The 13,468-nt window shown below is 44.2% G+C and carries 9 protein-coding genes; 3 read left to right on the top strand and 6 right to left on the bottom strand.

All coding sequences use genetic code 11. The annotated features are described in order from the left end of the window. Nucleotides 1-10: 10 nt before the first annotated feature. Nucleotides 11-2,569: an alpha-glucan family phosphorylase gene (gene glgP / locus QVO99_RS07360; RefSeq protein ID WP_022316967.1), complete on the top strand. Its 2,559-nt coding sequence runs from the start codon at nucleotides 11-13 to the stop codon at nucleotides 2,567-2,569. A gap of 192 nt (nucleotides 2,570-2,761) precedes the next feature. Here glgP and QVO99_RS07355 read toward each other — a convergent pair whose 3' ends face one another. The 6 genes from QVO99_RS07355 to QVO99_RS07330 all read right to left on the bottom strand — a co-directional run bounded on the left by QVO99_RS07355 (nucleotide 2,762) and on the right by QVO99_RS07330 (nucleotide 10,646). Continuing rightward, nucleotides 2,762-4,288 carry a DUF4301 family protein gene (locus QVO99_RS07355; RefSeq protein ID WP_022316966.1) on the bottom strand — a complete coding sequence of 509 codons (1,527 nt, stop codon included), beginning with the start codon at nucleotides 4,286-4,288 and terminating at the stop codon, nucleotides 2,762-2,764. A 159-nt stretch (nucleotides 4,289-4,447) separates the two neighbouring features. Beyond that, nucleotides 4,448-6,589, bottom strand: coding sequence for a peptidylprolyl isomerase (locus QVO99_RS07350; RefSeq protein ID WP_022316965.1), 2,142 nt, complete (start codon nucleotides 6,587-6,589; stop codon nucleotides 4,448-4,450). A gap of 115 nt (nucleotides 6,590-6,704) precedes the next feature. After that, nucleotides 6,705-7,973 (bottom strand): hemolysin family protein, encoded by a 1,269-nt coding sequence (locus tag QVO99_RS07345; RefSeq protein WP_022316964.1) that lies wholly within the window; start codon nucleotides 7,971-7,973, stop codon nucleotides 6,705-6,707. A 9-nt stretch (nucleotides 7,974-7,982) separates the two neighbouring features. Then, a complete protein-coding gene (gene lptC / locus QVO99_RS07340) occupies nucleotides 7,983-8,621 on the bottom strand; it encodes an LPS export ABC transporter periplasmic protein LptC (protein WP_044079724.1) in 639 nt (212 codons plus the stop codon). Nucleotides 8,622-8,623: 2 nt separating this feature from the next. Next, a complete protein-coding gene (locus QVO99_RS07335) occupies nucleotides 8,624-9,925 on the bottom strand; it encodes a hypothetical protein (RefSeq protein WP_022316962.1) in 1,302 nt (433 codons plus the stop codon). Further along, on the bottom strand, nucleotides 9,909-10,646 hold the full coding sequence (locus QVO99_RS07330) for a type III pantothenate kinase (protein WP_022316961.1): 738 nt from the start codon (nucleotides 10,644-10,646) through the stop codon (nucleotides 9,909-9,911). Before QVO99_RS07330 ends, QVO99_RS07335 begins: the two co-directional genes overlap by 17 nt. Nucleotides 10,647-10,781: 135 nt before the next feature. Here QVO99_RS07330 and QVO99_RS07325 point away from each other — a divergent pair, with 135 nt between their 5' ends. Continuing rightward, a complete protein-coding gene (locus QVO99_RS07325) occupies nucleotides 10,782-11,939 on the top strand; it encodes an Lnb N-terminal periplasmic domain-containing protein (RefSeq protein WP_042517483.1) in 1,158 nt (385 codons plus the stop codon). Beyond that, nucleotides 11,932-13,374 (top strand): alkaline phosphatase family protein, encoded by a 1,443-nt coding sequence (locus QVO99_RS07320; RefSeq protein ID WP_288177044.1) that lies wholly within the window; start codon nucleotides 11,932-11,934, stop codon nucleotides 13,372-13,374. The genes QVO99_RS07325 and QVO99_RS07320 overlap by 8 nt, the downstream gene beginning before the upstream one ends. Nucleotides 13,375-13,468 lie beyond the last annotated feature (94 nt).

Below are 13,468 nucleotides of genomic sequence, written 5' to 3'. Positions count from 1 at the left end.
ATTAACTAAAATGAAAATTAAAGCAGATCATGTCAATGCTCCCCAGTGGAAAGAGGTGACAGTGAAATCAAAACTCCCTGAGCAACTGAAATGCCTGGACGAGTTGGCTCATAACATGTGGTGGGCATGGAACTACGAGGCACGCGACTTGTGGAGAAGCCTTGATGAAGAACTTTATGAAGAAGTTGGACACAATCCTGTATTGCTTCTCGAGCAGTTGAGCTACGAGAGGAAAGAAGAGATTGTGAAAGACAAGGCTCTGATGAAGCGTGTGAAGGACGTTTATGCGTTGTTCCACAAATATATGAACGTAAAACCAGACAGCAAACGTCCGTCAGTTGCATATTTCTGCATGGAATTCGGTATCAACCAGGTACTGAAAATCTACTCTGGCGGTTTGGGAATGCTTGCCGGTGACTATATGAAAGAGGCTTCCGACAGCAACGTCAACATGTGTGGTGTTGGCTTCCTCTACAGATACGGATACTTCAAGCAGTCGTTGAGCATGGACGGACAGCAGATTGCAAATTATGACGCACAGAACTTCAATTCTCTGCCTATCGTACGTCAGCTCGACGAAAACGGAGAACCGTTGGTAATTGATGTGCCTTATATGAATTACAACGTTCACGCCTATGTATGGAGAGTAAACGTAGGCCGCGTGCCTTTGTATCTCCTTGATACAGACAATGAGCTGAATTCTGAATTCGACCGCCCTATCACCCACTCACTCTATGGTGGCGATTGGGAGAACAGACTGAAGCAGGAGATTCTCCTGGGTATGGGTGGTATCCTTTTGCTGAAGAAACTTGGCATCAAGAAGGACATCTACCATTGCAATGAAGGCCACGCTGCCCTCTGTAACCTGCAGCGCCTTTGCGACTACGTGAAAGAAGGACTGACATTCAACCAGGCCATGGAACTCGTAAGAGCTTCTTCTCTTTATACTGTTCACACACCGGTACCGGCAGGTCACGACTATTTCGACGAGGCTCTCTTCGGAAAATATATGGGCGGCTATCCACAGCTGCTAGGCATAACATGGGATGAGTTCATCGGTATGGGACGCAACAACCCTGATGATCACAGCGAGAGATTCTGTATGTCTGTGTTTGCATGCAACACATGTCAGGAAGTGAACGGTGTGAGCAAACTGCACGGATGGGTAAGCCAGAAGATGTTCAACAACATCTGGAACGGATACTATCCGGAAGAGAATCATGTGGGATACGTTACAAATGGTGTACACTTCCCTACATGGGCAGCTACAGAATGGCGCAAGCTTTATGCCCAGTACTTCGACGAGACATTCATGAGCGACCAGAGCAACGAAAAAATCTGGCAAAATATCTACAACGTGCCGGATGATGTGATCTGGGATACCCGCATGGCTTTGAAGAAGAAGCTTACAGACTATATCCGTTCGAAGTTCCGTGAAACGTGGCTGAAGAACCAGGGTGACCCATCAAGAGTGGTATCACTTCTGGAGAAAATCAACCCTAATGCTCTGATGATAGGATTCTGCCGCCGTTTCGCCACTTATAAACGAGCACACTTGTTGTTCACAGATCTTGACCGCCTTTCAAAGATTGTCAACGACCCTGAGCACCCGGTACAATTCCTGTTCTCTGGTAAAGCTCATCCGGCAGATGGTGCAGGACAGGGACTTATCAAGAAAATCTACGAGATTTCGCAGCGCCCAGAGTTCTTGGGCAAAATCATTTTCCTCGAAGACTACGACATGCGTCTGGCTAGACGACTCGTATCCGGTGTTGACATCTGGATGAATACTCCAACCAGACCACTTGAGGCATCTGGCACCTCTGGAGAGAAAGCAGAGATGAACGGAGTCGTAAACCTTTCCGTCCTCGACGGCTGGTGGCTTGAAGGCTACAGAGAAGGTGCAGGATGGGCTCTCACAGAGAAGCGCACATACAAGAACCAAGGCTATCAGGATCAGCTCGATGCTGCCACTATATATGGTCTTCTTGAGAACGAAATCATTCCTCTGTACTACAACAAGGGAGAGAAGAACTACAGCGAAGGCTGGATAAAAGTAATCAAGAACTCTATCGCTCAGATTGCTCCTCATTACACAATGAAGAGACAGCTTGACGACTATTACGACAAGTTCTACTGCAAGGAGGCAAAGCGTTTCCACAAGCTTGAAAGCAACAACTACAGTCTCGCCAAAGAGATTGCCCAGTGGAAGGAAACCGTGGCCGAGCGTTGGGATTCTATCAATGTAGTTTCAAAAGAAACCGACATCCCATCAACAGGAATGGTTACCGGCGAGACATATAAAGTAAGATATGTCATTGATGAGCAGGGCCTTAATGACGCTGTCGGATTGGAGGTCGTTGTTGTAAAGACAAACAATAACGGAGAGGAATATGTTGTTAACAAGCATCCTTTCAACATAATTGGCAAGGACGGCAACAACTATATCTTCGAAGCAACGATAGAAGCTGACGAAGCCGGCTCTTTCAAGACCGGTGTCAGAATGTATCCAAAGAATGAAAACCTTCCACACAGACAGGATTTCTGCTATGTGAAATGGCTTGGATAATGAGCAAATGAAAACGATTAGGAGGTAAGCACAATTCATTGGTGTTTATCTCCTATTTTCGTTATGATCAGATAAGGGGATGCATCACATTTCTGATGCATCCCCTTAATAATAATGGTGTGTCTGAGATATCGTATCGCGACACACCATTATTGGTTTCATTGTAAAAACAGTATTGTATTTTTCGGATTATTATCCCTGATGCTGCTCACGCAACAGATCGTTTACCGTCTTCACAGGATTGAATGTTGACAGAGGTACTTCAACAAATACAGTATTCCAATCACTCATTGCACCATTCCACAATCCCGGTAGTTCCAATGCTTTAAGTTCCTTTCCGTTCTTGCTCTTGCTGCTGATAAAACCTGTGGAACGGTCAACGAAATCAGGCAAATTAAATTTATCCCCATTGTAATCCTTTGTCGCACAAACCAAATCAACAGGATTGAAATGCGTACCCTCTGTGAACATCTTCGTATAGTCAGAATTATCTTTGTCTATCTGGCTGCTCTCGAGTATCTGCAGGCTGACGGTACCATCACTATTATAAGCGAGGAAAGGTCCGCCACCTGGTTCGCCAACATTCTTCACTACTCCACATACACGCATCGGGCGATTAAGCTTCTTCTTAAGATATGCCACAAGTTCTGCGCCTTCCAAGTCGTTTATTCCTGGTTTATGGCAACATAGTTCTTGCTCGAGGAACCTTACAATTTCTTTCAACGTGTCATCATCAAATTGTCCGCTCTCAAGAAGTCTAAGATACTCAAACGCCTTTGTCTGAAGTGATACGAGCACTCCTGCAAGTAGCTGTTTGTATGTAACGGTATCTTCCTTGAACTTATCGAGGACTACATTGTCTATATTCTTGATGAAAACGATATCAGCATCAACATCATTAAGATTCTCTATCAATGCTCCGTGACCACCTGGACGAAAAAGAAGGCTTCCATCGGAATTACGGAATGGAGTGTTGTCCGGATTTACAGCAATAGTATCCGTAGATGGTTTCTGAACGGAGAAAGAAACGCAATATCTGACATTGAACTTAGATTCGTATTCACCTTTTACATGATTGACGCAGTCTTCAAACAAGTTCTTGTGTTCTGGACTTACCGTATAATGTAGATGTACCACACCATTACAGTTGGCGTAAAGTGCACCTTCAACGAGATGTTCTTCCAACGGAGTTCTCTGAGTGCCGCCATATTTGTGGAAGAGCAGCAATCCTTTCGGCAACAGACCGTAACCGAGCCCCTTGTCATTCAGCAGGTAATCAACCACAGTCTTGTAGCAGCCTTTCTCCATCAACTCATGAATACTGCAATTCTCTTTCTCTTTACAAACTTTATCTAAAACGTTATAGAAAGCGAATTTCTCAATATTGCTGAAGAAAGCTTTCTCGAAATCTGTTTCCGGAGCGTCATATTCGGCACTAAGAAAGGCGAAAAGATTCTTGAACATCCTGCTTGCAGCTCCACTTGCAGGTACGAACTTCAGTATCTTCTTGTCTCCCATCTTGTATTGATTCCACAAATCAATATATTTGGAGATGTCACCAGCAGCAATTGACTTTATTCCTTTGCCTACACTTGCTGCAGCTTCCAACTTAAGATATGGGAAACCTGTCTTAAACTCGTCCAATTGTCTTTCGATCTTGGACTGGGTAATTCCTTTTTCTGAGATTTGCTCTAAATCCTTAGGAGAAAATGTCACCATAAGTATTTGTTTTAAAGATTATATAATAGTTATCGATATTCTAAAGTAAGATTACCCTACAAAATTACAAAAAAACTTCATATGAAAAGACTTTAAACGAAAAAAAATGGCATACGAAACAATATCGTATGCCATTTTTATCGGATTTATATCTTTTATTTAGAAGAACAAGTATCTGTTGTCTACTACATTAGCCTTGAAATAAAGCTCCTGCATGAAATTGCCTGCATATTGCATTGCCTTCTGCTTGAGACGCTGCTCATACTCTTTCTCATTGAACTTGCCTGGGCGGTTGCTCTTGCTGATAACCTGGAAGAGATAAACACCAGCCTGTCCTTTTACTGCGTGGTTGACAAACTTACCCTTTGCTGTAGCTGCAACAGCTCCGCTCAATGCCGGTTCGCTCGAACCTGTAAGAGTTACGAATGCTGGAGAAGCAAATGTCACCTGATTGAGTTCTGCAATCTTGGCACCCTTTGCCTTTGCAGCAGCAATGCTGTTCACTCCTTTCACCTTGGCGATGATCTGCTCAGCCTTCTTGTCTCTGAGGACTTCCTGCTTCAGATATTCCTTCACCTTGCTGTCATCGAATGAACGATAACCCTTCTCGTGAGTCTTTGTCAGAGCCAATACCAACAGGTGGTCATTGTCTCCACACTCATATAATGGAGAAATCTTTCCGTCTTCTGAATCAAACAGCCATTTCATTGCATCACGGGTTCCATGGATGCCAGCGACGAAATGTTCCTGTGTAGAAACATCGTTGCGCTCCTGCAACTGGTATCCATACTTAGCGGCATTCTTCTCGAGAGCCTGAAGTGTCTGACTTTCGCTGACGAACTGGCTGAACTTGTTGAATGCTGTGCTGTATGTATTCTTAGAGAACTTGATCTCCTTCTTGATTACAGCGGCAACATACTTAGAAGTCATTGCCTTGCGGTCTGTAACCTGAACGATCAAACTGCCCTGCTGCAATGATATGTTCTTGATTGCATTCACTCCAAGAGTGTTGAGGGTGTTAATGTAGTTCTTTGTATCTGCATCCATAGAAGGCGCATTCTGATACTGTGCTGAAGTTATCCATTGCTTCTCACCAGTCTGGTTATATTTCTTGGCAATAGCCTCGAAATCACCTCCGTTCTCAAGTGCGGTGTAAATGCTGTCAGCACTCTTCTTTACGGCATCCGGAGTTGCTCCTACTACCTGAATTGCACGGAACTGAACAGAGTCTGGCAACTCAGACTTTGACAACAGTCGAATGATGTTGAGAGTGTTGTCCTGCTTGTTCTCCACTACTCCTGTGGTTGAACCGACTGCCATGGAATCAAGTCTTGCGGCAATGTCGGATGGGAAGGCTGCCTTTGTCTGAGGAATACCCAAATAGTTTACCAAAGAAGCGGTCTTGTGCATGAACTGTGTTGGGTCTTCCACGCCTCTGATTTCAGTTTCATAGGCTTTGAATTCCTTGTTCAGCTCTGCCTTGTCTGCATTTGAGGCAACTACCTTTACATCGACGTATTTGATGTCGCGTGTCTCAACGAACTGCTTGAATCTTGGCTTCAGTTCTTCATACTTAGCCTTGAGCTCTTCATCAGTAACCTTGATGGTGTTATCGTTGATGTCGGCGTATGGGAATGCAGCGAGCTGGATATTGCTCTCCTCTGTATCTTCCTTGAAAGCCATCTTTGCTGATACCGGATTTGACAAGAAGCAGTTGGCGAAAAGCGACTGGTACTTGCTTGCAAGAATCTGCTGTCTCAAGCTCTTCTCTACGAATGTCCAGAAATTATAGATGCTCTGATACTGCTCAGCCATCTGAGGATTTGTGGTCTTTGCCGACTTGTATTCTGTCAAGAACTTCTTCAGCATGTTGGCGTCGAAGCGTCCTGTCTGCTGGTTCACGAAAGGAGTCTGCAAAAGCATTGGGTTTGTACCTGCGGCGAGAACGTTCTGAAGTTCCTTGTCCGTTACGGTGAGCCCCAGCTTCTTGGCCTCTTCTTCGATGATACGGTTCTGCACGTATGTCTGCCAAACCTGATCCTTCACCTGATTCAACTCGTCGTCAGTAAGGTTGTCTCGACCCTGAGTAATCTTCAATACATTTGTAAACTCATCAACAAGCTTCTGATACTCCTGCATGCTGACTTTTTCGCCTAACACTTCGCCGATTTGCTGTCGGCTCTCATTCTTATGAGAGTCACACGAACGGAAAGCTTCTTCAGCGATAAACGCCAATAGCGCGGCACCGATAACTCCGACCAATATTGCGCCATGGCTTCTAATTTTTCCTAATGCTGCCATTAATTTGTTTTATTTAATTATTATTTTTATGTTCTGAAAATGTTATATTTCCACTTTAGCGCACAAAATTACAAAAAAGATAAGACAAAAATAAATTTTGCGCCAAAAATATTGACTAATCAATAACTTTTAGGCGTACCAGCTCTATTTTGGTCATGGTATTCTTTATAATCTTGAACTCAAAGCGTCCTATTCTGACTACTTCATTCAACTTAGGGAAGTTTTCATATTCGTGGAGTATGAAGCCGCCTATGGTCATGTAATCCTCACTTTCGGGAATATCGAGAGAAAACAAGTCGTTCACCTTGTCTATCTCCAGTCTCGCTGAGAGGAGGTATGTTCCATCAGAATTCTTCTGCGCTATATAATTTGAATTGTCGTGTTCGTCTTCAATGTCGCCGAAAATCTCTTCTACGATATCTTCGAGGGATATGATTCCGCTCGTTCCTCCGAACTCGTCGACGACTACGCCGAGGCTTTTCTTCTGCTGAAGGAAGGTCTGCATCATCTTTCTGGCAGACATGGTTTCAGGAACGAATGGCATTGTCCTGATATGATTGTGCCAGTCATTTGGATTCCGGAATAATTCCAATGAATGTATATAGCCTATGATATGGTCGATGTCGTTGTCGTATACCAGGATTTTGGATTTCCCGCTCTCTATGAATATGTTTTTCAAATCTGAAAGCGACGACGACTTTTCTACTGCACATATCTCGGTGCGAGGCACCATACAGTCCCTGACTTTGGTGTCGGAGAAATCCAATGCATTCTGGAATATCCTGACTTCATCATCAATCTGAGAGTTGTCGGAAGCGTTGTCAATGCTCGACTGCACGAGGTAATCCAGGTCTACTTTTGAGAACTCCCCGTCATCATTGTCCTTGTCTACCTTCACTCCGCTTATTTTAAGCAGGATTTTGGACAGTAAAGTGGAAAAACGTGAAACCGGCCATAGCAGCAGATAGAACAGGTATGCCGGGAAGACAAAGAATGAAAAGAACTTGTTGGGGTTGCTTTTGAACAATGTCTTTGGCAGGAACTCTCCTGTGAAGAGTACTACCAGTGTAGAGAGTATAGTGTCTGCCGTAACAGAAATTGCCGGGTCAAGTCCTTTGAAGATTGTGTTGTCAAGCAGTCTTGCCACAAAGATTCCATATACTACCAGCACGATATTGTTGCCCACAAGCATCGTACTCACAAAGTCATTGGGGTTCTTGTAAAAGAACGTCTGAAGTCTTCGGGTCAGTTTAGATGAGCCTTTGTCCATCTCGGCAAGCATCCTGTTGCTCGACACGAAGGCGATTTCCATACCGGAAAAGAACGCAGACAGAAGCAATGTTATAAAAATGCCAATCACCAAAGATATAGATACTTCTTCCATAGAGATAATTTAAATGTTTTTTCTTGCTGCAGGCGTAACTGGCAATCTCAGTTTTTGCTTTGTCGTATCAGGAGCGTTTACGATACTGTCGCTCTCACTATTGAACACGTTGCCTTTGAGGAACGAGCCCTTGGTGTTGCTGATGAAATAATGTGTCATCCTTTCGTCGCTTCTGAAATATGCGCCCTGCAGCTCTCTGTCCGGAGAGACCACGCGGGAGAACTTGTTGCTGTAGAGTTCATGGCGGTTCTGATCCCAGAACAGCTCCTCGCTTGAGAACCTCACGCCATCCAAAGTGCGGATACGGACCCGGCCTCTGAGCTCCCATACCTTGTTTTTGTCATAGTAATAGGCAGTATCACATTGTATATAGGCCTGGACGTGGAATCTCTCGTCAAACTGTTCCAGGAACAGCCCCCGTTCAAACATCCATCTTGACGGATTCCGCACTTCATTGACTTCCCATTTCTCTGTCACGATTCTATACTTCATGACCCCAGAATCGGATATGAGGGTATTGACTCCGAAGGATGTCATCAGCGAAACGGAATCCTTGGGATTTATTGCCGGTGCGGTATGTTCCTTCTCCTGAGAGCAGGAAACGGCCAAAAACAATGAAACTGCCAATAAGAAGAAAGGTGTCTTCATCATCAATCCACTTTCCACTTCATGAACCAACGCTCATTGAATGTCAGTCCAATGTTGATTCTGAATGTATTCTCTTTTATGAAATTCTTTGCAGAAGTGCGTACCCACTGTCCGGAAATGTTGAGCATGGAACGATTGTTATAGCTGTTCATGATAGGAATTCCCAAACCGGCGCTCACACTGATCTCGCTCGGGCCGTCTTGTCCGTTTACTTTATAATATGGTGTAGCGTATGAAGCGCCAGCACGGAAATGCAGACGTTTCAAGAAGCTGCGGTTGTTTTCATCACCGCAGAAATCGCCGCCCACATTGATTTTATGACGGTCGCTATAATAGTCGTTGTTCATCACATAAGCCGAAACCTGATTGTTCACGACATAAACAGGGAAACCTATTCCGCTCCATTTCTGGAAGCTGTAATCCACTCCCAACTTGATGCGGTTGGCATTGTTCCACGCCAAGCCTGCGCCAACTGTGGTAGGTATCTTGAGACCGTCTTTCAAGGAATACGGTGCCGTTTCCGGAGTTGACGTCGTTGGATTTGTCGAAGTAACCACGCATGAAGGGTTTCCTCCAATATCATGCCCGGGAGAGTATGTGGCTCCAAGGGTGAACTCGTTTTTCTTGTCCACGGCGAATGCGTATTGGACACCGAAATCCAGCTTGTAGTTTGTCACCGAAGCGGAATACACTTTCTGGATTGTCTTAGCATAGGAGTCGCTGTATGAATTCGTCACTGTCTTGTCGTAGCGGCCCCACAGATATGAGACATTGGCTCCCAGGGAGAATCCTTTGAACAACTGATAGCCTAAGCCCACATACACCTGATGCAAGCCTCCTTCTCCGTAATATGAATTTGAATATGTGGTCGAGAGGACATTGCTTCCTGGTGTTGAAGAGGTATAGTTATATCCCACGTTAGTATATGGCAGGATACCGAAACTCACGCCGAAACCTTTTGCAACTCTGAACGCCGCTACAGCATATTCGAAGTCTGCATTCTTGGCATTGATTTTCTTGCCGCTTTCATTGAAGTTGGTGATCTGGCCGGAGAATCCCACATCGAAGATAAAAGAAAGGGAGTCAACTGCAGAATAAGACGCCGGATTTATGAAGTTCACTTGGTTGTGCTCTCTGAAGCCAAGCCCCACCCCATTCATTCCTCGGTTGAAGCCACTTGTCTGGTCGCTCAACACTCCCAATCCATATTGGCTGTAAGGAGAGTTTGTGCCACTCTGAGCATATATACCTATAGAAAATGCAAGCGCTGCAAAAGCGCAAAATACCCTATTTGTTGATTTCATCATTATATTCTAATATTCGGTTAAGTCCTTTCGGGACTATGAATCTGTCTGCAAAGATGGTGATTTTTTCCGAGAAATGCAAATCTAATTGTACACCACCTGTTAAATATACAAAAAGGTGTGGATATTTAGTCAAAAACCTATGGATATAGCCATTTATCTCATACTCTATGCCATGCAAAACACCACTTCTTATCGCAGTTTCCGTAGAATAACCTACCAGAGGAGCCTCTCCCCTTCTTTCCACCAAAGGGAGTCGTGAGGTGTATTCGTGTAACGCCTTCAAGCGCATCGTAGGTCCTGGCGAGATGTTCCCGCCCAAATATTCTGCTGACGAGCTGATTAAGTCGTAAGTGACGCAGGTTCCGATATCAATGACGAGTATATCCTTACCTGGCGAACAATCATTCGCCCCTACGACGGCAGCGAGACGATCCGTCCCTAAAGTCAACGGAGTGTTGTATCCGATTGAAACCGGCACGGGCGTCACGCCACTTTCAAATTCCAAAACACGGAACGGAAGCCCTTTCAGTTTCTCCATAAATGAATCTGAAACAGACGAAACTGAAGACACTATACCTTTTGAAAACGGATACTTCGAACAAAACCGCGACAAGGCCTCGACGTCGTTGCCATCAACGCGTTTCTCTTCTATAACTTCACCATCATCAAAACACACCAGTTTGACGCATGTATTGCCAATATCAACGATTAAATTCACTCTATTCAAAATTTGTGAGCTGCAAAATTATTGAAAAAAATCGAAACTTCATAACTATAAGTGAAAAATATCGCTTATTTTTGCATCGTGAAAAAGCTGAATATTTTTTTATATAGGTTACTTTTAACGTTCATCTTGCTTGATATCAGCAAGATAGCAATAGGTAACACAACCAATTATGCCGAAACTCCAGCCGACTCGATCAGAGTCAGCCTGCTTACATGTTCGCCCCACGACGAGATTTACAGTCTCTACGGACACACGGCGATAAGATACGAGGACAAGGCATCGAAGACTGACATCGTGGTCAATTACGGTATGTTTTCCTTCAAGAAACCCTTTTTCGTCGCCAGGTTTGTCTTGGGACTGACAGACTATGAAATGGGGATACAGGACTTTAACGATTTCTGCTACGAATACCAGTATTTCGGATCACAGGTCACACAACAGGAAATAAATCTTACGCCAGAAGAAAAAGGACAGTTGCTCAAAGCCCTGCAGGACAATTACGCCAATGCCAGGGTATACAGATACAACTATTTCTACAACAACTGCACCACCAAAGCGAGAGACATCATCCTGAAGTCAATCAACGGCAAGATAGAATACAAAAACGCCATTGACAAGTCTGTATCATTCAGAGACCTGATACACGGCTGCAACGCCAATTATTCGTGGGCAAGCTTCGGCAACGACCTTCTGTTAGGATTCAAAGCCGACATGCAGACAACACGTGAGGAGCAGCAGTTCTTGCCAGACAATCTGATGAGGGATTTCGGACAGGCAAAGATAGTATCGGCAGACGGAAGCGCAAGGCCTTTGGTGAAAAACACCGAAATCATCGTAAAAGGAAACGATTACGCGATTGCGGGAAAGACAAAAGTGACGCCTCAATTCGTCTTTATTACATTATTATTATTAATCGCTGCGATAGTCGTTGCGGAATTCAAGACAAAAAAGAGGTTTCTCTGGGTAGACATCTCGTTGTTGCTCGCGAGCGGACTGGCAGGATTGATTCTGTTCGTCATGCTCTTCTCTGAGCACCCGACAACAAGTACCAATCTGCAAATATTCATATTATGCCCGCTGAATTTGTATTGGGCAATATACATCATCAAGAACAAACGAAACGAAAGGAAACTAAGAAAGGCCTGGACTTTCCTTTCCATAATGCTCTGCATAGGCCTGTCAGGACGATTAATACAAGTTTACGCTGAGGGGATGCCTCTTTTGGCATTATCTTTGCTATTGAAAAACTGCTGTAATCTATATGCAACGAGAAAGAATGATTAAAACAACGGCTACGAAATACAGTATAATAACGGCGACCACAATAGCCATTTTGGCTTGCGGCACTGCAAGAGCACAGATCCATACATCTGTGCCAAGGCTTGTTGTAAACATCACCATCGACCAGCTGCGTTCGGATCTGCTGTCTGACTACAAGCGATTCTACAAGGAAAACGGATTCAAGGAAATCCTACGCAACGGTATCGTGTTCACAGACGCAAGATTAAATTTCGCATCTGCAGACCTGGCATCTTCTATCTCCAGCATAAACACAGGAACCTCTCCGAGATACAACGGCATCATTGCTGAAAAATGGTTTGACCGGAACAACATGAAAATCGTTTCATGCGTTGAAGACAACAATTTCGAGGGTATCTCCACCTTGGAAAGGAATTCCGCGGAGAACGTACAGACGACTACCATCAGCGACGAACTGAAGATTGCCAACAAAAAATCTGTAGTCATCAGCATTGCCGAAGACCCGGTTTCCGCCATAATCCCCGCAGGACACAATGCCGACGGAGCTTACTGGATTGACACGAAAGAAAGAAAATGGTGCACTACATCATATTATCAGAAAGAAGACCGCAGACTGGAAACCTACAACTCCAGCAACCGGATTAAGACCGGAGATGTAAAGTCAAACACAAACGTGACAGACTTTGCCATCCACTGCCTCAATGAATATTCATTGGGAGCAGACAACACGCCGGACATGCTGTTCGTGACATACAAGGCAAACCGACCTGAATCCAAATCAACCGACAAGCAGTTCATATATACGGATCTGGACAACAACATCGGCAGATTGATAAATACAATCAGCTCAAAAGTGGGATTGTCAAACGTGCTTTTCGTCATAAACTCCACCGGATACTACAACGAAGCCAGAATCGCAGGAGAAAAGAAGTTAAGGATACCTGGCGGCACTTTCTATATCAACAGGGCATCAAACCTCCTGAACCTTTACCTCGGGGCTTTGTATGGAAATGACAAATACATAGAGGGTTACAGCCGCGACCAGATATACTTCAACAACAAACTGTTTGACAAGAAGCGACTTAACACAAACCAGATCTGCGAATTGTCGAAAATATTCATCAGGCAATGCCAGGGAGTGGGCAATTGCCTTTCGGCAAACGACATCCTGTCTTTCTATACATCTGAATCGGAAACGGTAAGGAACTCATACAATTTACGGAACAGCGGCGACCTTCTCGTTGAGGTGTTGCCAGGTTGGAACATAGCCAACGAAGACAATGGAGAAACATATATACAAGGGGCAAACTGTCAGAATTTCCCGATAATCTTTTACGGTATCGGACTGAAAGGCGAAGTGGTGACGACTCCTGTCTGCGCCGACAGAATAGCCCCGACAATATCAAAAACTATAAGAATCAGAGCCCCGAATGCAAGCAAAGGCGAACCTCTATTCTAAAAAAACAACGTGCAAAACAATAATAAATAGATGTTAATGCCCTTAAAAGGAATAAATTGTATAAATTTGCACACGAATATAATCAAGAAATAAA

The sequence above is a fragment of the Prevotella sp. CAG:592 genome (assembly GCF_000436015.1).
Taxonomy (GTDB): domain Bacteria; phylum Bacteroidota; class Bacteroidia; order Bacteroidales; family Bacteroidaceae; genus Prevotella; species Prevotella pectinovora.
The sequence above is the reverse complement of the archived record's forward strand: the minus strand, read 5'-3'. Positions and strand labels throughout refer to the sequence as shown.

Coding starts and splice junctions, on each gene's coding strand:
- glgP (WP_022316967.1), top strand. CDS start 11: ATGAAAATTAAAGCAGATCATGTCAATGCTCCCCAGTGGAAAGAGGTG.
- QVO99_RS07355 (WP_022316966.1), bottom strand. CDS start 4,288: ATGGTGACATTTTCTCCTAAGGATTTAGAGCAAATCTCAGAAAAAGGA.
- QVO99_RS07350 (WP_022316965.1), bottom strand. CDS start 6,589: ATGGCAGCATTAGGAAAAATTAGAAGCCATGGCGCAATATTGGTCGGA.
- QVO99_RS07345 (WP_022316964.1), bottom strand. CDS start 7,973: ATGGAAGAAGTATCTATATCTTTGGTGATTGGCATTTTTATAACATTG.
- lptC (WP_044079724.1), bottom strand. CDS start 8,621: ATGAAGACACCTTTCTTCTTATTGGCAGTTTCATTGTTTTTGGCCGTT.
- QVO99_RS07335 (WP_022316962.1), bottom strand. CDS start 9,925: ATGAAATCAACAAATAGGGTATTTTGCGCTTTTGCAGCGCTTGCATTT.
- QVO99_RS07320 (WP_288177044.1), top strand. CDS start 11,932: ATGATTAAAACAACGGCTACGAAATACAGTATAATAACGGCGACCACA.